The following is a 17,455-nucleotide window of genomic DNA, read 5'->3' as shown; positions in this document are numbered from 1 at the left end:
GGCGATTGGGACGCGCTGATGAAGAGACGCTGATTGACGTTGGGGATCGGCTCCGGCGGAGACGCTACGGCCACTCGATGATGAAGAGTTCCATCGAGTCCTCGTCGAAGGTGATGCCGAGGTGCCGCGCATTCGGAGTGGCGGCGATCATCGCCTCCAATTGTACGGCATCGATGAATTCGACACCGTCGTCTCCTCCGAAGGTTCTGCGCTTGACCTCGAACCAGTCGTCGTTGGTGCGGGGATCGCATTCGAGCGCATAGGCGACGAACGGCTTTTCGCCATCCGGCAATTTGCCGTTCGAGCACAGGTAGACACCGTGATCACCGACCAACCAGACACCTGGCTGCTCGTCGCGGCCGGGATGAAGGCCATAGTGGGGATTGCGAAAGCCGCCATTGGCTAGTGCATCGGCGCGACCGCGAGCGATCACCGCCCGCACGGATTCAATCGGAAACGAAAGCATGACACGCATCCCCTCACGCTGCGACTGCCGTATCGGGCAGATGGCGCAGTTGAACGGGCAGTTTGGCTGCGATCTCGTCGTCGGTCAGGTCATCAAGCGGCTTCAGCCTGGCAGATCCGGCATTGCTGAAGAGAGAGATGACACGCTGACACGGCAGATACTGCGGGGTGGTTTCATCGGCGTAGCCACGATAGGTATCCGCCGTGGCACTCCAGATGTGCTCAAGGCGCTCGGCTCGGGTCATTGCCCTCACGGGACGCGTTTCTCGCTCGATGATCGCCAGCCGCATGGCTTCCACTGATCCACGGTCGGAGAGATCACAATAGGCATGGAAGTAACGAATGATCCCGTCGATCCGCAGCGCGAGGAATACCGATGTGACGGATTCGGTCAGGAATTCGCGCATCGCGAACATCGAACCCCGGATCCACAGCGGCGGCAGGATCTCGAACATGTAATCATGCTCACGCTCGGCGATTTCGAACCACTCGCCTGCATAGAGCGCGCTCGCGTCACCGTCGAAACGGTTTGGACGCTGTGCATGCCGATCGAACATTCGGAACATCTGATGGCGCTCAGTGATGCCCTGGTAGACTTTACGGATTGCGGATGGGGTGCTCATTGGCGGCTCCTCGGGCCCTGTCCGGACCGAAGTGCGGTGCTGCCCTGCCGGTTCACCATCCTCTTCAGTCCCTCATGACCTCTCCCCTCAAGCCGCCTCTCCGTCCGGGCGGGTCAAGGGCCGCTCTTAAGCGGGCGAAGCTTCACCCTTGACGCGGCCGGCGGGCATGCGGCAGGCCTTGGCTTGTTTCCATTCTTCTCTCCCTCCTTTCTTTCTCCCGCGCTTTCAGCGCTTCATTCCAGTCCTCGGCCGGCGGCTTCAATCGCAGCCAGTCACAGCCCACTTCCACGGCGATGGCACGGAGGCGGCCGGAAAAGGTCTCACCCTGGCTATTGCTGTCGGTGGCTGCGACCAGAACAGCGCCGGGACGCGCGGCCAACTGGCGGACTGCCGATTCTGTCGCCGGCGACCAACCACCGCCGGGGCTGAGATAGAGGCTGCCCTCGCGAAGGCCCTCGAATGCTGCAAGGCTCATGGCGTCGATCGCCGCCTCGGTGACGCAAAGACGCATCGCGTCAGAAGAGCCAAGGCGAAACAGAATCTTGGAACCGCCTGTCGCAAAGCCGCGCCAATCTGGACCGCGCTCCTCCCAGCCAGTAACAACGCCATCGTCATTGACATGCGCGGCCCACATGCTGCCATAGGGGCCTTCCCGAAGGACATCACTTTGGATGGCCTCCCGGATGATCGTTGCCGGTAGGCAGCGCTCGCTGCGCAGATAGCGCCAGGTCGTTGATCCCTGCCACGGTCTGCGTCGTGTTGCCCAGCGTTCAGAGACGGAACTGCTGTGAGCGGGCTTTCCGGCCGGACGAGACCAAGCGGGATCCGTGGCGACGATGCCGACAAGAGCGGCCACCCGGTCCAGCGCCTCGACAAACGCGACGCCCTCGAGATGCTCCGCAAGACCGAAGACGTCACCCTTGGCGTCAGACAGTGGATCGAACCATCCCCGCCCGCCATGGATGACGATGACGATTTCCGCACCGCGCCGGTATTTCACTGCCTTGCGGGTACTCCCCTTGACATCGATGGAAAAGCCCGCCTGTTCCAACACGGCTGCGCACGGGACACGGTCACGAAGTTCTTCCAGTTTCTGTTTCTCCATTGTTTTCCCGGCGCTCTTGGCGCCGCCCTTCTCTCCAGATCCATTCTCCCCGCAATTTGCGGTACCGTTTCCGGCGTCCCGCGAAGAGCAAAGGGGGCAAGGGCGCGCATGGCAATCTGCTGATCTGCAGCCTGGCGCCTACCGTCGGTGCCAAGGCGCGGCGAAGCTTCCCTTGCCGCCTGCCGCTCGCAAGCGGCACCTCTGAGAGGAAAATGCCGGCTCAATGAGCCGGCCAGGGATGAAATTCATGGACGATCTCCAGATCGTCTCCATCGTCGAGTTCGTCGCTCGGCAGAACGCCGAACTCGTCGCCGGACCTGAACAGTGTGACCGGAACCATGAGGGTGCGGGAAAGCTGGAAGGCGTGGTTCTGCGCAAGAGAAAGATCGGTGTTCATCTGAGGCTCCATCTTTGGAGCGGGCCATTCCCGCTCGATGGCTCCCGTCAGTGTCCGGAACCGGTCGCGATCACCGCGAAGGCAAAGCCGAAGCGGCAGCAGCTTGCTAGCGGACCCCGTCAGCGGGTTGATCGACGGAGATCCGGGGCCGGACCAGGAAGCCATCCATCAAGAGCGGGATTGGGACGCCTCCATGGACCTGCCTCCGATAAACAACGATCGTGCTGATGCGATCTTGTTGTAGCCCTCGATACCTGACGCTTCCTTCTTTTCGCTCCGGTCATCAGGTCAGAGTCGATGCTTATGACTGCTGGAGGCGGATCACAGACGACGTGAAGCCGCGAACGCTGGAGCTTCGCGATTGTGAGCCATGCGGAGCCGCCTCTTGAAAAGCCGACACGCAACCGATATATATTGAGCATAGTCGAGAGCGCTGATCCGTCGGTGCGTTGAACGATTGTTTCACTCGGCTTACCGAATTGGAGCGGACCGGATGCGGTCCGCTTTTTCGTTTCAGGGGGATTCGTTGCATCTACTATATCTCGACGAGTCTGGTCACTCGCATGATCCAAGCTCCGACTTCTTTGTCCTTGCAGGCTTTAGCATATTCGAGCGCCAAACGCATTGGCTGGAAGCCCAGATAGACCCCGTAGCCGCGCGCTTCAGTTCAACCAATCCTCGAGAAATCGAGTTCCACGGAAATCCAATGCGCTCGGGCAACGGCACATGGAAAGGTGTTCCTCCCAATGACAGAGTTCAAGCCGTCGTCGATATCTTGTCGCTACTGGCCGACAAGCAGTTGCAGCTGAAGGTCTACGCCTGCGTTATCGAGAAGAAGCTCTTCTCTCCGAACGACATTCTGGCTCGGAGCTTCGAGGAGGTGGCATCGTGTTTTGATGGCTATCTGAAGACGCTTTATAAGAAAAAGAACCCCCAGCGCGGCTTGGTCATCCTCGACAAAAGCAATTACGAGGAGAAAATCCAAACCCTGTCTCATGTGTTCAAGCACGTGGGACATGCCGGTGGACAACTCCGCAACTTCGCTGAAGTGCCGCTTTTCCTGGATTCCAAGGCATCGCGCCTGATTCAGATGGCGGACTTGATCGCCTACTGGATTTTTCGTCACTTTCAGTCAGGCGACCAGCGTGGCTTCGACCTCATAATGCCCTACTTTGCCCGGTATGGCATCGGGCCAGTCTCAGGTCTGCGTTGTCATGTCTCGCAGGAGACAGAGGCGCGCCTTGCTTCGCTTCCAGTCCCAGCTCACCCTTTTCCGAAAGCAACGCCGAAAGCTATTGCCGCCGCATCCCAATTCACCACGCCTGAGGATTAAAGCTTTTTGGAGGTGCCTGCGCTCCCTCAACACGCTCTGTTTGAGCATTTTTCAGTGGAAATTCCGCGCTTTCACCTTCAACGTGTCGATATGAAGATCGGGTGTGAACATGTCCCGCGGGACGACCGGCTTTGGCCTGTCGCGTGAATCCGGCCCGCCGCCATGAGCAAATTCATCACCTCTCCCGGTCGGCAACCTGAACTCCCTATCCCGATCGGCAAGTCCAACCAGATCGCCTGAGAGATCGAAGAGTTGCTGAGCGACGAGATGCACGACCTCCCCTTCCCGCTGAATCCGCCCGTTGATCGCCATCATCGAAGATCCCAGCACGACGCGTCGGCGCTTCTCGAACAGGGTTGGCCAGACAACGATGTTGGCAGGACCCGTCTCGTCCTCGATGGTGATGAACATGACACCTTTGGCGGATCCCGGCTTCTGCCGCACCAGCACGAGTCCAGCGGTGTAAACCCATCGGCCATCCCGGGCATTCATCGCCTCGGCACAGGTTATGATGTTGCGATCCGACAGGTCCTTGCGCAGAAAGGCGACCGGATGCTGACGCAAAGTCAGCCCGATGTGGCTGTAGTCTTCAATGACGTTGTGGCCATCGGTCATCTGCCGGAGCGCGACCCCCGGCTCCTGCTGTTCGGCAATCGCCGTCGCCTCGCGTTCGGCTGCGGCTGCAAACAACGGCAAGGGCTCGTCGCGCAGCGCCTTGATCGCCCAGAGCGCATCGCGTCGTTCGAGTTTGAGCGATGGCAGGAAGGCATCGGCCTCTGCCAGCTGGACAAGCGCTTCGGTTGGAACACTCGACCGGCGCCACATATCATCGACTGAGGCGAACGCATTGTTCATGCGCGCTGCAACGATCCGCGCCGCCTCCGCAACTGCCAGTCCCCTCACCTGCCGGAAACCCAGCCGGACAGCATGTCGATCGGTAGACCCGATCCCTTCCAGCGTGCAGTCCCAGCGCGAGCGGTTGACGCAAACCGGCCTCACTTCAACGCCATGCTTGATCGCATCCCCGACAATCTGCGCCGGAGCATAAAAGCCCATCGGCTGACTGTTGAGCAGTGCCGCGCAAAAGACATCAGGGTAATGGCACTTGATGTAGTTCGACGCGTAGGCAATCAACGCAAAGGAGGCCGCGTGGCTTTCGGGAAAGCCGTAGGAGCCAAAACCTTCCAGCTGCGAGAAGGTCTTTTCGGCGAACTCGGGCGAATATCCGTTCTTGACCATGCCGGACACCAGCTTGTCCTTGAAGCGCGAGACGCCGCCGGTGAACTTGAAGGTGGCCATGGATTTGCGCAGCTGGTCGGCCTCACCACCGGTAAAGCCGGCACAGACCATGGCAACACGCATGGCGCTTTCCTGAAACAGCGGCACGCCCAGCGTCTTGCCGAGGACTGCTTCAAGTTCTGGTGTGGGATATTCGACAGGCTCCTTGCCTTCGCGACGACGGAGATAGGGATGCACCATGTCACCCTGGATCGGGCCCGGCCGCACGATCGCCACCTGCACGACCAGATCGTAGAAGGTGCGAGGTTTCAGACGCGGCAACATCGCCATCTGCGCGCGGCTTTCGATCTGGAAGGTCCCGAGCGTATCGGCTTTTCGGATCATTGCGTAGGTGGCTGCGTCCTCCTGCTCGATCGACGACAGATCTATAGTCTGGCCATTGTGTTCCCGGATGAGATCGAAGGCCTTGGCCATGCAGGTGAGCATCCCGAGCGCCAAGACATCCACCTTCATGAATTTCAGTGCCTCGACGTCGTCCTTGTCCCATTCGATGATCTGCCGGTCCTTCATCGTCGCCGGCTCGATCGGCACGAGATCGTCCAGCCGGTCATGGGTGAGGACAAAACCGCCGGGGTGCTGCCCCAGATGCCGAGGCGCACCCATCAGCTGCTGCGCGAGTTTCAGGGTAAGCGCTAAGCGCCGGTCGTCCGGGTTGAGATTAAGTTCCCTGATGTTTCGGTCGGGAACCTCTTCTGACCAGGACCACATGCCCGACGATAGCGCCTTGATCACATCCTCCGGCAGGCCGAGCGCCTTGCCGACATCGCGGATTGCGCCCTTGGCCCGGTAGCGGGTGACGGTTGCGCAGAGGGCCGCCTTGTCCTTGGTGTAGGTCTTGTAGATCCACTGAATGACCTCCTCGCGCCGTTCATGCTCGAAGTCGACATCGATATCCGGAGGCTCGTCGCGTTCCTGGCTGACGAAGCGCTCGAAGAGAAGGTCATTGGTTGAAGGATCGATCGAGGTGATACCGAGAATATAGCAGACGGCGCTGTTGGCGGCGGACCCCCTGCCCTGGCAGAGAATGCCCTGACTTCGGGCAAAACGGACGATCGAAAACACCGTCAGGAAGTAAGGCGCGTATTTCATGGTGCGGATGAGGTCGAGTTCGTGGCGAACGGTCTTTAAAACATCCGGTGGCAGGCCTTCCGGATAACGATCGGGCGCACATTCCCAGACATAATGCTCGAGCGACGCTTGGGCATCCTTGCCTGGCACAATCGCCTCCTCCGGGTATTGGTAGGTCAGCTCCTCAAGTGAGAATTTACAGCGACGCACGATTTCCAGGGTTCGCGCCAGGGCTTGCTGGTAGCGCGGAAATAGCCGCTCCATTTCCTCCGGTGGCTTGAGGTAGCGGTCGGCATGGCGCTCGCGCTCGAAACCGACATCATCAATCGTGGTGTTGTGCCTGATACAGGTGACGATATCCTGCAATTGTCGGCGGCCCGGCTCATGAAACAGCACGTCATTGGTGACGACGGTTCTGACCTTGAACCGCCCCGCCATGCTGGAAATCTCATGCAGGCGCAACTGGTCGTTCGGTCGCCGACGCAGACAGAGAGAGACGTAAGCGCGATCACCAAGCAGCTCAGCCATTTTTCGAAGCCGCGCGGCACATGTGGCATCCGGCAGATCCGGCACCAGAATGCCGATCATACCCTCAGAATAGGCGACGATATCGTCCCAATGCAGGATACAGTTGTTCTTGCCGCCACGCGACTTGCCGAGCGTGATCAGCCGAGTCAGACGCGAATAGGCGGATCGATCCATCGGATAGACCAGAAGCGACATGCCATCGGCGAGATCGAGACGACAGCCGACGACCAGGCGCAGACCGGTGGCGCGGGATGCTTCCAGCGCACGGACGATGCCTGCCAGCGAATTGCGATCGACAACGCCGAGTGCATCGATACCGAGCCGTTTCGCTGTCTCGAACAGTTCGTGTGCCGAGGAGGCGCCGCGCAGGAAGCTGAAGTGGGTCGTGACCTGCAGCTCGGCGTAGCTCATGCGAAGATCCCGTGGCAGAACCAGCGATGGGACCCGGTCTCAGGATCAACACCGTCGCCAGAGCGAAACACCCACAGGCGTTCACCGGATTCGTCCTCAATAACAAAGTAATCGCGGACAGCTTCCATCTCCGCGTCGCGTTGCCACCACTCCCCAAAAATGCGTTCCGGGCCATCGGCGCGCTTGACTTTGCGGCGTCTGCCACGCCAGACGATGGAGACCGGAGGGCGGTCCGGCATCAGCGCGATTGCCTCGATCAGCTCGGGTCGGGGCAAGAGCCGGACCGGCCGGCGCCAATGGCTGACCCAGGCAATGGCGATCGGTTCAGCCACAGGGCTGATCCGCTTCACGGAGCGTTCCGGCACATCTGAGGCGACCGGTGCGACGCGGTAGACCCGCTGGCCTCGGTTTCCATAGATGTCGATCAGCGGCGTCACGTCGGTGATATCATCCTCAATAAGGGCAGAGGCTTTCTGCGCCTCCTCCAATGCCTCGGCCAGAACCGCAACAAGGGTAAGCTTCTCGATCCCGAAACCCGGCTCGATCTTTTCCGTCCGGTCCCGAAACAGTTTCGTCAGCCAGGCGACATCGCGGGCGGGTTTGGCGGTGCCTGCGCGGATTGCCTGTCTGGTACCGTCGACCTTCTCGACAATCAGGTCGGCTCGGCGCACACCGAGGCCGCGCTTCTGAAGCTCATCGACCAGCTGGACGACGAGGCGGCCGACATATTTGTTGATCGTTTCGGCAGCGCCAATCGGTTCAGCGAAGGCTTTCGAGACTTCGATCAGCTCAGGCGTTCGAATCGGCTCGATAGGTTCGGCGATACGGCAGAGCATCTGGTCGAGACGGCGGCCGATCTCCGGACCAAAGCGCAAAGTCAGTGGTGCACGTGGCGTGTTGAGAAGCTCGCCAATGGTCTGGAAGCCGAGAATGCGAAGATCGCTTACGATCTTGGACGCAAGGCGCAGCAGAGAGATCGACAGTTTTTCCACCGCCCGGACTGTCTCGCCTGACGGAACGATGATCGTGTCGCGGTTGATGGCGCGAGCGCAGGCATGGGCTGCACCCCAGCTGTCGGCGACCGCTACACGGGCAGTCAGCTTCCTGCCCAGAAACTGGTTGGCGATCTTTGTCACCATTGGCAGCTCGCCGCCCTGCAGGTGGTCGGCGCCTTCGGTATCCATGACAATGCCATCGATCCCGTCAACGGCGACGATCGGCGAATAGATCGTCAGCGCCCAGAGCGTGATGCGTTCGAGAGCGACGCGATCGGCTGCGGGATCTGCTTCAACCATCATCAGGCCGCGAAACAGCGACTGCGCCTTCGCCGCCGCCATGCCGACATGCACGCCTGCCTTTCTCGCAGCCGGGTCGGAAGCCGAAACCCATCGCTTGGAACCGCTTTTGGCGATTACCGCGATTGGCTGTTCAGGCGGAATGGAGGGATCGGCTCGACGAATGCGATCCGTCGGCAGATCCGGAAGATAAATGGATACGACCCTTGTCATCACACGCTCTCACGAGAAACTCAGCACACTCACCCGCTTTCACGCGCATCAATTCCAGAAACCATTGAGGCCTGCCCACCCCCGGTACTGGCAGCTCCTCGGACGGTATCACACTCACCCGCCATCTGGTGGTTGACGCCGTCGGCTGGCCAAAATCATTCGCCTCCGTCTGCCTTCGCCATCGGCGGACAGCAAGCGCCATGGTCCCGGTTCGCTCGGCGGCGAGCTGCAGGCGTCGGGAACTGACCATCGGCAGGCGGACAAGTTCGCCGACTACTGCCCCGAGACCGCCAAACGAGAGCCCCTCCTCCATATTGGCCAGCACATCCTCTTCCCTGTCGGACTCCACGAAGATGACGCGGTCGGGATGAAGGCCGACCTGGGCAAGCGCCGGAAAAAACAGATCCGGTCGCGTCAGACACCAGATAACGGGGCCTCTGGTTCGCGCGGCTATGCCGGCGATAAAAAGCGCGGCAGCCGCGCCGTCTACGGTGCCCGAACCGCCGCCCGCAAACTCATGCAGGGCTCCATAGGCAAGGCCCCCGCCAGGCAAGGCCGCATCGATCTCCGGAACACCGAAGGCGAGCGTTCCGGCCCGTTTCGCGGCTCCGCCCTCCATCGAGGCAATGCGGTCACGCAAGTCGCAGATCACATCTAAGACCCCTCCAGGGACCCCGGGGGTACGGGCAGCAGTCATCGTTCACGGCTCCCTTCAAGGTCGTGTTCAAAGGATCGACATCATGTCGTACGGGCTATTTGTTCTTTGTTTGTTCTAACGATGCAAAAGAGTCAAGCAACACATGGTTGAGGAATATTATCCCAGCATTAGCAAAACCGAATATTCGGAAAGGATTCAAGGATATAGACATCACTACAATTTTTGCGGCACTTCGCTCTTGTCGGGCTCCAGATGGTGGATAGTGGGGATATATGAGCGGCGTCACAATGTTCTTAAGGTTTTCGTGCTGAAGTCTCGCCATGACGAAGCCACCGAGATCAAAGCCGCTCCTTCGTGATATCGAAGCCCCGATCCGCTCAAAGCCGCATCGGAAGCGTAATCCTGCACAGCCACAGCTTCTGTTCGATCCGATGCCCGACCGCCTCGAGCCGACGCTTGCGCAATTGAAGGCCCATCCGCCACAAGGCGATCAATGGAGCTGGGAGCTGAAATGGGACGGCTATCGGCTGGCGGTCCACATCGAGCCGACAGGTGTGCGCATCCTTACCCGCGGGGGTCATGACTGGACGCACCGGTTTCCGGCGATCGAACAGGCTGCCCGAGCGCTTGGCCCGGCAACGATGATCATCGATGGCGAGGCGGTGGTGCTGGACGAAGAAGGACGGCCGGATTTCGGGCTGCTTCAGATGTCGTTGGGGGCTTCGGGCAAGGCGGCCGGAAATCGAGCATCTGAAGCCGTCCTCTACGCTTTTGATCTTATGTACCTCGACGGCCACGATCTGCGGGAGATGGAATACCGATCACGCCGGCATCTTCTCGAGGATACGATAAAGGCGAATGACGGCGCCGTCCGTCTATCGGAAACACTCGACGCTGACCCCAACGTCCTGTTGGAGCATGTCCGCAGCCTTGGTCTGGAAGGCATCGTTGGCAAGCATCTGGATCAGCCCTATCGTTCCGGTCGCACCGGCGACTGGGTGAAGATCAAATGCATCGAGAGCGAAGCGTTCATGGTCGTCGGCTATGAACCGTCGGCGGCATCGCCGGGTGGGTTTGGCTCACTGGTGCTTGCTGCCTACGGCGGCCACGATCTCGTCCATGTTGGGAGCGTCGGCACGGGATTCAAGGAAGCCGAGATGACCAGACTGCGCAAGATGCTGGACAGGCTGCGCTGGAAACGAAAGCAGCCGCCTTTACCCTTTCCCGAAAAATCAGACATTGTCTGGGTCGATCCGACCTTAATCGCCGAGATCGAGTTCCGGGCGTGGACCGGAGACGGCAAATTGCGGCATGCCTCCTACAAGGGCCTGCGGGAACGTCAGGACAATGCCGACGTTTACAGGCTCGACTAGCGTCTCAGGCGGAACTCAACCGTCAAACTGCATTCGGTCGCAACGGAGGAATTGCTGCCATGTGCAATCTTTATCGCATGGAAGACAAGGACTGGGTTTCGAAATGGGCCCAGGATGCCGAAAGCTTTATTAACCTGATGCCGGCGTATCAGATGAACCCCGACCAGCTGGGGCCGATAGTCCGTAACACGGCTGACGGGAAGAAGCAGCTCGTGCACGCCCGCTGGGGCCTGCCCTCGCCTCGCTTCGCCTTGGAAAAAGCGGCCAAAGCCAAGGCCGAGAAACTCGCAGCCAAGGGCAAGCCCTTCGATCTTGAAGAACTGATCCGCATAGAGCCCGACCGCGGCACGACGAACGTCCGCAAGCTCAATTTCCCGCACTGGACGCGATGGTTCGGCGTGGAGCACAGGTGCCTCGTCCCGGTCACAAGTTTTGCCGAACCGGATCCGGCAAGCAAAGAGGACGGTGGCAATGTGCCCAATGCATGGTTTGCGCGCGACGAGGCAAAATCGCTGATGTTCTTCGCCGGTATCCACGTGCCGCAATGGAAAAGCGTCCGCAAGGTGAAGGATGGAATGACCACGGACGATCTCTATGGCTTCCTGACCACGGATCCGAACGATCTTGTGAAGCCAATCCACGAAAAGGCCATGCCTGTATTGCTGCTAACAAAGGAAGAGACCGACATCTGGATGCGAGCGCCTTGGGAGGAAGCAAAGCACCTCGCCCGCCCACTACCAAACGATGCGCTCATCATCCTGTCACGTGAGCCCTACGGATCTTCAATCGTATCGAAATCTGGCGAGCCGGTGGAGCAAGACGGTCTGGTGTAACCCATTAGCCGTTTCGCTCGGCAGGAGCACTCCACAATCGGGTCAACCACCGCGGCGCCGTTGTGCGAGAACATGATTTCAATTTAACGTCGTCCCTCTCTTCGCAGTAGCTCAGCCTTCCGCTCGATTCCCCAGGTATAGCGGAATGACGCTCCATCTTTTCTCACAACACGGTGGCAGGGAATAGCGATGGCGAGTGGATTGCTCGCGCAGGCGCTAGCCACAGCCTTACCGGCCTTCGGATATCCAACCCTCGCTGCGAGATCTTCATAGCTGATGATCTCGCCCGGAGAAATATCTCGCAACGCCAGCCAGACGCGACGCTGGAAGGTAGTCCCACGCAGGTCGAGCGGCAAGTCGAAGCCGACCTCCGGGCGCTCAACCATTCCAACAACCTTGGCGACGGTATCCTCGTATCGTTCGTCCCCTCCGACAAAGTTCGCGTTTGGAAATCGATCCTGAAGATCTGTCAGGAGGGCGGCAGGATCATCCCCAAGGAGAATTGCCGCAACGCCCTTGGCGCTCGATGCAACCAGGATCGCCCCAAGCGATGTCTGGCCGACTGCAAAGTGCAGCGTTTCCCTGCGCCCGCCCGCCCTGTAGTCTGCCGGAGCCATTCCGAGCGCGCGGCTGCATACCGCGTAGAACCTTCCGCTGGAACCGTATCCTGCGTCATAGAACGTCGATGTAATGGTCCTGCCCGGTTTTAGTCCTTCGCGGACGAGTTGAGCCCTCCTCTCGAGCATGTATGCTCGCGGGGTCATTCCAGTGTGTGCACGGAACGTTCGGTGGAAGTGCCCTTCACTGACGCCGAGCGCATGCGCGAGCGCCGCGACGGTCGGCGAGCTGTCTCCGGCATCAATCAGCCTGCACGCCTCAGCCACCAGATCGGCATTCCTCCTTGCGAATTCCTCATCATTGGGACGGCATCGCAGGCACGGGCGAAAGCCTGCTCTTTGTGCGTCGGAGACGCACCCGAACCAGCGCATGTTCTCTGGCCGGGGAGGACGGGAGATGCAGGTCGCCCTGCAGTAGACGCCGGTTGTGAGGACGCCGCGGAATGCGAGCGCTGTCGCTTCGGTCAGAACTTCCGCGGCATCCGTCATCAGCCGGCGCTCCTCTGCATCGAGCCAAACGGGTTGTCGATGAGGTAACGCCACAGGCCGTCCGGCCCGCGGCGGGCGATGTCCGTCGCAGTGGCTACCATGTTGATCTCGGTCCCATCCTTCGCGGTGCCGATGTACGACCAGTCGAGGATGAGAGAGGCGACGTCGCCGGCGACGAACAGGTGGCGCTGGGTGATCGACATCTGAAGGCCGAGGCTAAAGTACTTGGCAAGCTCCTTGCCGATTGCGTCTTTGCCCACGTGAGCGACGCCCGCGGCGTCAACGATCAAACCTTCCGGGTCGTAGAAGCCGAGCATGGTCTCGACGTCGAGCGAGTTCAGATGGGCGAGAAGCGCCGGGACGATGCCTTCCGGCGTCGAGGAGAGTGCGAGCTTGGTGGTCATTCGTTGTCCTTTGTTGTTGTTCTGCTCCTGCGAGCGTCCTGACTATGGCGAGGCACCAAGGCGTCGAAACTCCGCTTTCTGATCTGATATTCGGAATTTCGAGCGCGCCACGTGATCGGGGATTGACACCCAACCAGATCATAGACATTTTATATCCACGATTAGGAGATGCAAGATGAAACTGAGCGAAGGCGTTGAGCAGGCCATCCACTGCACGGCATTTCTGGCAGGCCTGTCGGAAGACGGCGTACTGTCGGCGGCAGCCCTTGCGGAATTGCACGGCGTTTCGACCAGCTATCTGCTGAAGCACCTGCAGGCGCTGTCCGGCGCGGGCATCGTCGCGACGACGCCGGGACCGAAGGGTGGCTATCGGCTGGAGAAAGCGCCGAAGGACATCAGCCTCCTCGACATCGTCCTCGCAGTCGAAGGACCGGCACCTGCTTTTCGTTGCGCCGAGATCCGCCAGCGTGGGCCGAACCCTTTGCCGCAGCGCTACTTCACCAAGCCCTGCCAGATCAACGCCGCAATGCTGAAAGCCGAGAAGGCTTATCGCGCAGAACTCGCCAAGGTGTCCGTCGCGGAGCTTCTGGCGGACCTCGGTGCAGACGACGACGGCGGTATCGCCGCCCGCGGATGCGCCTACCTTGAACTCCACGAACGCAAGACGGGCAATCGCGCCTCGTCATAGGAGGAATCACCATGACCAAGATGAAGAAGGTCGTCGTCATCGGCGGCACGGGCCTGATCGGCTCGAAGGCAGTGAAGTTGCTACAGGACGCCGGCCACGAAGCCGTCGTCGCAAGCTCCCGCAACGGGATCAATGCCTACACAGGCGAAGGACTGGCCGACGCGCTAGCGGGCGCCGACGCCGTCATCGACGTTTCCAACATGATGTCGTTCGACAAGACTGTGATAACCGACTTCTTTGGAACGTCGAGCAGCAACCTGACGATCGCAGAAAAGGCCGCGGGCGTACGCCACCACGTCGTCCTTTCCATTGTCAACGCTGACCAGCTCGCGGCCAATCCCTACATGGCCGGCAAGCTGGCGCAGGAGGAGACCGTCGCGGCGTCGGGCCAAGGGTACACCATCGTCCGCGCGACGCAGTTCCATGAGTTCATCGAGACCCTGGCCGGCGCTTATGCGGCGGACGGCGCAGTGAAAGTGCCGGATACCGACTTCCAGCCGATCGCGGCCGACGACGTCGCCGCTGCTCTGGTGGAGGCCGCGCTCGGCGAGCCGAAGAACGGAACCGTCGACCTTGCCGGACCTGAACGGGGACCGTTCGAATCTTTCATCCGGACTTATCTTGATGCCAGGGGCGACGCTCGTCCGGTCAAAGCCGACGAGGCCGTCGACTACTTCGGCGCTCCCGTTGTCGCCGGCTCACTGGTTCCCGGCGGGGACTACATCAAGGGCCGGATCACTCTCACAGAATGGCTCAAGGCATAGGCAGAGAGGCACATCATGAAGACCATCTTCTATGCCGCTACGGCACTTGCGGTCGCTCTGGCCACAGCTTCCGCTCATGACGTCGTCAAGCCTGGACTTGTGTACGACACGAAGGACGCAAATGTGACGCTGGTTTACGAGCATCCCCTCCCGGACGTTCCAGGCAAGAGCGTCAAGGGCGTGCTCGTCGAGTACGGCCCCGGCGGCTACAGCTCCGCCCATACGCACGCAAAATCCGCCTTGATCTATGCGACGGTTCTCGAAGGCGCGATCCTGAGCGCCGTGAACGGTGGCGAGACGAAGACCTTCATCGCCGGTCAGAACTTTACCGAGCTGCCGGGCGACCATCACGACGTCAGCGCCAACGCCAGCAAGACCGAGCCGGCGAAGCTCCTCGCCGTCTTCGTCGTCGACACCGATGACGACGCCCTGACGACGCCGCGCAGGCCGTAGCGCTAGCTACCAGACCTACCTCCTCAACTACTGCACAAGCAACGACGGTTTACCCGGCGAACGGAGAACCGTGTCCACGAGAAAGGAAAACGATATGACCCGCATGAACTGGTCCGAAGTCGCCCCCGACGGCGCAAAGGCACTCTTCGGCGTCCATCACTACGTTACCAAGAAGACGAACCTGCCTGAAGAGCTGATTCATCTCGTCTTCCTGCGCGTGTCGCAGATCAACGGCTGCGCCCATTGTATCGACATGCATAGTCGCGATCTGCGCAAGACGATGTCCGTCGATAAGATCACGCTTGTTCCGGTCTGGGACGAAGTGCCCCAGCTGTTCAACGATCAGGAACGGGCCGCTCTCGCCTGGGCCGAGGAGGTGACCAACGTCAGCCAGACCCGCGCCTCGGACGAGGCTTATGCCGCGGCCGCGTCAGCCTTCGAACCGAAGGATCTCGTTGATCTGACGATAACGATCGCCGCGATGAACGCCTTCAATCGCTTGGGCGCGCCATTCCGGCTTCCGGTGGCGGCCAAGGCCTGATCAGCGTCCGGTCATCGCTCGACGAGCACCCTGCCGGTCCGGACAGGTCGACAGGGTGTTCTGCTCACAGAGGCAATCCCAGCAACCGCGTCGCGATCTCCCAGAGGCGGACCGCGTTGTCCTCATCAACGGCGTATCTCGCCACGCCTTTGAAGGGCCCAGGTCCCCGCTCGTCAACGACCGAGGCCTCCTGGCAATCGTCGAAATATCTACCGGAAATGCCTTCGACGAGCGGCGAACCCGCCAGCAGCACCGACGTGGCTGCCCCCTGCTCTATTGTCTTGCGCAAATGCTCGGGGGTTCGCAGGCCTCCGGTGTGCTTCTGAAGCCCCGTGGCAATCGCTCCGGGATTGAGCGCGTTGGACGTTATCCCGTCGCTGGCCCAGTTTTTGGTGATCCCAACGGACAGCAGGATGCAGGCTGTCTTCGATTGCCCATAAGCAAGCAGCGGATCGTATGGAATGAAGCGGAAGTCCGGATCGTCCCAGAACACGGGCGCGAACAGGTTGCCAGTCGAGGAGACGGAAACTACACGGGCACCATTTGCCTTGGCTAGATGCCGTCGCAGCGCTAGCGTGAGTGCGAAATGCCCCAGATAGTTCGTCGCGAACTGCATCTCCCGTCCTTCCGCAGTCCGCTGGATTTCCGGAATGGCCATGACGCCCGCATTGTTGACGAGAAAGTGCAAAGGCTCGTTCCAGTTCTCCGAGAATTCCTGCACGGAAGACAGATCCGCGAGGTCGAGGCGCCGAACGCGCAGTTGAGCCTCGGGCATACTCTTTTTCAGCTCAGCGACTGCCTTCTCCGCATCGCCCGGACGCCGGGCCGCGATCGTCACGGCGGCGCCCGCGGCGGCTAGAGCGCGGCTGGTCTCTAACCCAATACCGCCCCCTCCTCCGGTAACGATGACGTTGCGGCCTTGAAGATCGACGCCTTTCAGAACGTCGGCGGCCGTAGATGAAAAGCCGAACGGTATCGGTAAAGTCATGGTCGTACTCCTTCAGTAATCGACTTGTCCCGAAGATAAGCGCATGGCATTCATGAACTAGATGACCACCGTTACACGCAATGATGAGATAATTCGAACAGTGGGCTTGCTCCCTCCTGGCGAGCTAGCGGCCTTCCTTGCCGTCGCCGAGCACGGAGGTTTTCGCGCTGCGTCCCGAGTTCTGGGCCAGACGGCGTCGGCGTTGAGCCACGCAGTCGCCGGACTGGAGAGACGTCTCAAAGTGAAGCTCTTCCACCGTTCGACGAGGAACGTCTCGCTGACGGAGCCTGGGCGGAGACTTGCGGAGCGGCTCATGCCGGCGCTTAGCGAAATCGGAATGGCGGTCGAGGAGCTTCACGACCAAGCCGCCTCGCCGTCCGGGCTTGTACGGATCAACTGCGACGCCAACGCCGCCGAGCAGGTGCTAATGCCGCTGTTGACGCGCTTCGTGAAGCTGCAGCCGGCAATGCGCTTCGAAATCCGGTCCGAAGGGCGACTGGTCGATATCGCCGAAGGAGGTTTCGACTGCGGCATCCGCGCGGCGGAACTCGTCCCCGGCGAGATGGTCGCAATCCCGATCGGTCCAGACCAGCAGCACATCGTGGTGGCATCGCCCGCCTATCTCGACAATGCGCCGCTTCTCGAAAGTCCGTCGGATCTCTCGCTTCACCAGTGCATCCAGCTCCGCATGGCGGGCGGGTCGATTTATCGCTGGGAGTTTCAGCGCCGGGGCGAGGATGTCGTCGTGGCGACGACCGGCAACCTCGTGGTCGACCAGTCCCGACTTCTTCTGGCCGCGGCTCTGGACGACAGAGGTGGCTCGGTTTGTCTGAACAGTTTCGGGCGTTTTTCTAAGTGGATTTCCGCCTCGATTATGCCGCCACCATCATTGGTGCCAGCGCGTTGAAGT

18 protein-coding genes and 1 pseudogene are annotated in these 17,455 nt (G+C 60.4%); 9 read left to right on the top strand and 10 right to left on the bottom strand.

Annotation, left to right across the window (positions count from 1 at the left end):
• Positions 1 to 64 precede the first annotated feature (64 nt).
• The 4 genes from PL597_RS13670 to PL597_RS13655 all read right to left on the bottom strand — a co-directional run bounded on the left by PL597_RS13670 (position 65) and on the right by PL597_RS13655 (position 2,590).
• Positions 65 to 466, bottom strand: a complete 402-nt coding sequence (locus tag PL597_RS13670; protein ID WP_271365393.1) for a DUF3085 domain-containing protein — start codon at positions 464 to 466, stop codon at positions 65 to 67.
• A 13-nt stretch (positions 467 to 479) separates the two neighbouring features.
• The gene (locus PL597_RS13665; RefSeq protein ID WP_271365392.1) at positions 480 to 1,088 is read right to left on the bottom strand and encodes a DUF1419 domain-containing protein; all 609 of its coding nucleotides are present in this window, start codon (positions 1,086 to 1,088) and stop codon (positions 480 to 482) included.
• Between the two features lie 142 nt (positions 1,089 to 1,230).
• Positions 1,231 to 2,193 carry a DUF3991 and toprim domain-containing protein gene (locus tag PL597_RS13660; protein WP_271365391.1) on the bottom strand — a complete coding sequence of 321 codons (963 nt, stop codon included), beginning with the start codon at positions 2,191 to 2,193 and terminating at the stop codon, positions 1,231 to 1,233.
• A 220-nt stretch (positions 2,194 to 2,413) separates the two neighbouring features.
• On the bottom strand, positions 2,414 to 2,590 hold the full coding sequence (locus PL597_RS13655; RefSeq protein WP_186439875.1) for a hypothetical protein: 177 nt from the start codon (positions 2,588 to 2,590) through the stop codon (positions 2,414 to 2,416).
• Positions 2,591 to 3,083: 493 nt separating this feature from the next.
• Between PL597_RS13655 and PL597_RS13650 the strand changes: the two genes are divergently transcribed.
• A complete protein-coding gene (locus tag PL597_RS13650) occupies positions 3,084 to 3,923 on the top strand; it encodes a DUF3800 domain-containing protein (protein ID WP_271365388.1) in 840 nt (279 codons plus the stop codon).
• Positions 3,924 to 3,974: 51 nt separating this feature from the next.
• Here the strand turns inward: PL597_RS13650 and PL597_RS13645 are convergent, their stop codons facing one another.
• Genes PL597_RS13645 through PL597_RS13635 form a run of 3 tightly spaced genes read right to left on the bottom strand, consistent with a single transcriptional unit; the run spans position 3,975 to position 9,434 of the window.
• Positions 3,975 to 7,229 carry an error-prone DNA polymerase gene (locus PL597_RS13645; protein ID WP_271365387.1) on the bottom strand — a complete coding sequence of 1,085 codons (3,255 nt, stop codon included), beginning with the start codon at positions 7,227 to 7,229 and terminating at the stop codon, positions 3,975 to 3,977.
• Positions 7,226 to 8,737, bottom strand: coding sequence for a Y-family DNA polymerase (locus PL597_RS13640; RefSeq protein WP_271365386.1), 1,512 nt, complete (start codon positions 8,735 to 8,737; stop codon positions 7,226 to 7,228). The genes PL597_RS13645 and PL597_RS13640 overlap by 4 nt, the downstream gene beginning before the upstream one ends.
• The gene (locus PL597_RS13635) at positions 8,658 to 9,434 is read right to left on the bottom strand and encodes an ImuA family protein (RefSeq protein WP_416372228.1); all 777 of its coding nucleotides are present in this window, start codon (positions 9,432 to 9,434) and stop codon (positions 8,658 to 8,660) included. The genes PL597_RS13640 and PL597_RS13635 overlap by 80 nt, the downstream gene beginning before the upstream one ends.
• A gap of 281 nt (positions 9,435 to 9,715) precedes the next feature.
• Here PL597_RS13635 and ligD point away from each other — a divergent pair, with 281 nt between their 5' ends.
• Positions 9,716 to 10,768, top strand: coding sequence for a non-homologous end-joining DNA ligase (ligD, locus tag PL597_RS13630; protein WP_271365384.1), 1,053 nt, complete (start codon positions 9,716 to 9,718; stop codon positions 10,766 to 10,768).
• A gap of 59 nt (positions 10,769 to 10,827) precedes the next feature.
• On the top strand, positions 10,828 to 11,601 hold the full coding sequence (locus tag PL597_RS13625; protein WP_087747404.1) for an SOS response-associated peptidase family protein: 774 nt from the start codon (positions 10,828 to 10,830) through the stop codon (positions 11,599 to 11,601).
• Between the two features lie 83 nt (positions 11,602 to 11,684).
• Here the strand turns inward: PL597_RS13625 and ada are convergent, their stop codons facing one another.
• A complete protein-coding gene (ada, locus tag PL597_RS13620) occupies positions 11,685 to 12,707 on the bottom strand; it encodes a bifunctional DNA-binding transcriptional regulator/O6-methylguanine-DNA methyltransferase Ada (protein WP_111785362.1) in 1,023 nt (340 codons plus the stop codon).
• Complete coding sequence (locus PL597_RS13615) at positions 12,707 to 13,111, bottom strand: YybH family protein (RefSeq protein ID WP_087747400.1); 405 nt, start codon at positions 13,109 to 13,111, stop codon at positions 12,707 to 12,709. Before PL597_RS13615 ends, ada begins: the two co-directional genes overlap by 1 nt.
• 175 nt (positions 13,112 to 13,286) lie before the next feature.
• Between PL597_RS13615 and PL597_RS13610 the strand changes: the two genes are divergently transcribed.
• The 4 genes from PL597_RS13610 to PL597_RS13595 all read left to right on the top strand — a co-directional run bounded on the left by PL597_RS13610 (position 13,287) and on the right by PL597_RS13595 (position 15,557).
• Positions 13,287 to 13,799 carry an RrF2 family transcriptional regulator gene (locus tag PL597_RS13610; protein ID WP_271365382.1) on the top strand — a complete coding sequence of 171 codons (513 nt, stop codon included), beginning with the start codon at positions 13,287 to 13,289 and terminating at the stop codon, positions 13,797 to 13,799.
• A gap of 11 nt (positions 13,800 to 13,810) precedes the next feature.
• Positions 13,811 to 14,563 carry an SDR family oxidoreductase gene (locus PL597_RS13605; protein WP_087747397.1) on the top strand — a complete coding sequence of 251 codons (753 nt, stop codon included), beginning with the start codon at positions 13,811 to 13,813 and terminating at the stop codon, positions 14,561 to 14,563.
• Positions 14,564 to 14,578: 15 nt separating this feature from the next.
• On the top strand, positions 14,579 to 15,016 hold the full coding sequence (locus PL597_RS13600; RefSeq protein WP_087747395.1) for a cupin domain-containing protein: 438 nt from the start codon (positions 14,579 to 14,581) through the stop codon (positions 15,014 to 15,016).
• A gap of 94 nt (positions 15,017 to 15,110) precedes the next feature.
• On the top strand, positions 15,111 to 15,557 hold the full coding sequence (locus PL597_RS13595; RefSeq protein WP_087747393.1) for a carboxymuconolactone decarboxylase family protein: 447 nt from the start codon (positions 15,111 to 15,113) through the stop codon (positions 15,555 to 15,557).
• Between the two features lie 64 nt (positions 15,558 to 15,621).
• Here the strand turns inward: PL597_RS13595 and PL597_RS13590 are convergent, their stop codons facing one another.
• Entirely contained in the window at positions 15,622 to 16,545 is a 924-nt protein-coding gene (locus tag PL597_RS13590; protein ID WP_087747391.1) for an SDR family NAD(P)-dependent oxidoreductase, read from the bottom strand.
• Positions 16,546 to 16,606: 61 nt separating this feature from the next.
• On the opposite strand from PL597_RS13590, the pseudogene PL597_RS26330 reads away from it, so the two are divergent.
• Together PL597_RS26330 and PL597_RS13585 are read left to right on the top strand one after the other, a co-directional pair.
• A pseudogene (locus PL597_RS26330) lies at positions 16,607 to 16,828 on the top strand (helix-turn-helix domain-containing protein); the annotation flags it as partial.
• Between the two features lie 30 nt (positions 16,829 to 16,858).
• A complete protein-coding gene (locus PL597_RS13585) occupies positions 16,859 to 17,452 on the top strand; it encodes a LysR substrate-binding domain-containing protein (RefSeq protein WP_271365379.1) in 594 nt (197 codons plus the stop codon).
• Positions 17,453 to 17,455 lie beyond the last annotated feature (3 nt).

It is taken from the genome of Agrobacterium sp. ST15.13.013 (assembly GCF_027956525.1).
GTDB lineage: Bacteria > Pseudomonadota > Alphaproteobacteria > Rhizobiales > Rhizobiaceae > Agrobacterium > Agrobacterium salinitolerans.
Note: the sequence above shows the minus strand (reverse complement) of the source record. Positions and strands in the feature narration are given on the sequence as shown.

Bases quoted from the DNA above. Each gene is read 5' to 3' on its own strand.
- PL597_RS13660 (WP_271365391.1), bottom strand. From the start codon at position 2,193: ATGGAGAAACAGAAACTGGAAGAACTTCGTGACCGTGTCCCGTGCGCA.
- PL597_RS13585 (WP_271365379.1), top strand. From the start codon at position 16,859: ATGCCGGCGCTTAGCGAAATCGGAATGGCGGTCGAGGAGCTTCACGAC.
- PL597_RS13665 (WP_271365392.1), bottom strand. From the start codon at position 1,088: ATGAGCACCCCATCCGCAATCCGTAAAGTCTACCAGGGCATCACTGAG.
- PL597_RS13595 (WP_087747393.1), top strand. From the start codon at position 15,111: ATGACCCGCATGAACTGGTCCGAAGTCGCCCCCGACGGCGCAAAGGCA.
- PL597_RS13590 (WP_087747391.1), bottom strand. From the start codon at position 16,545: ATGACTTTACCGATACCGTTCGGCTTTTCATCTACGGCCGCCGACGTT.
- PL597_RS13615 (WP_087747400.1), bottom strand. From the start codon at position 13,111: ATGACCACCAAGCTCGCACTCTCCTCGACGCCGGAAGGCATCGTCCCG.
- ada (WP_111785362.1), bottom strand. From the start codon at position 12,707: ATGACGGATGCCGCGGAAGTTCTGACCGAAGCGACAGCGCTCGCATTC.
- PL597_RS13635 (WP_416372228.1), bottom strand. From the start codon at position 9,434: ATGACTGCTGCCCGTACCCCCGGGGTCCCTGGAGGGGTCTTAGATGTG.
- PL597_RS13625 (WP_087747404.1), top strand. From the start codon at position 10,828: ATGTGCAATCTTTATCGCATGGAAGACAAGGACTGGGTTTCGAAATGG.
- PL597_RS13605 (WP_087747397.1), top strand. From the start codon at position 13,811: ATGACCAAGATGAAGAAGGTCGTCGTCATCGGCGGCACGGGCCTGATC.
- PL597_RS13650 (WP_271365388.1), top strand. From the start codon at position 3,084: ATGCGGTCCGCTTTTTCGTTTCAGGGGGATTCGTTGCATCTACTATAT.
- PL597_RS13670 (WP_271365393.1), bottom strand. From the start codon at position 466: ATGCTTTCGTTTCCGATTGAATCCGTGCGGGCGGTGATCGCTCGCGGT.
- PL597_RS13640 (WP_271365386.1), bottom strand. From the start codon at position 8,737: ATGACAAGGGTCGTATCCATTTATCTTCCGGATCTGCCGACGGATCGC.
- PL597_RS13645 (WP_271365387.1), bottom strand. From the start codon at position 7,229: ATGAGCTACGCCGAGCTGCAGGTCACGACCCACTTCAGCTTCCTGCGC.
- PL597_RS13600 (WP_087747395.1), top strand. From the start codon at position 14,579: ATGAAGACCATCTTCTATGCCGCTACGGCACTTGCGGTCGCTCTGGCC.
- ligD (WP_271365384.1), top strand. From the start codon at position 9,716: ATGACGAAGCCACCGAGATCAAAGCCGCTCCTTCGTGATATCGAAGCC.
- PL597_RS13610 (WP_271365382.1), top strand. From the start codon at position 13,287: ATGAAACTGAGCGAAGGCGTTGAGCAGGCCATCCACTGCACGGCATTT.
- PL597_RS13655 (WP_186439875.1), bottom strand. From the start codon at position 2,590: ATGAACACCGATCTTTCTCTTGCGCAGAACCACGCCTTCCAGCTTTCC.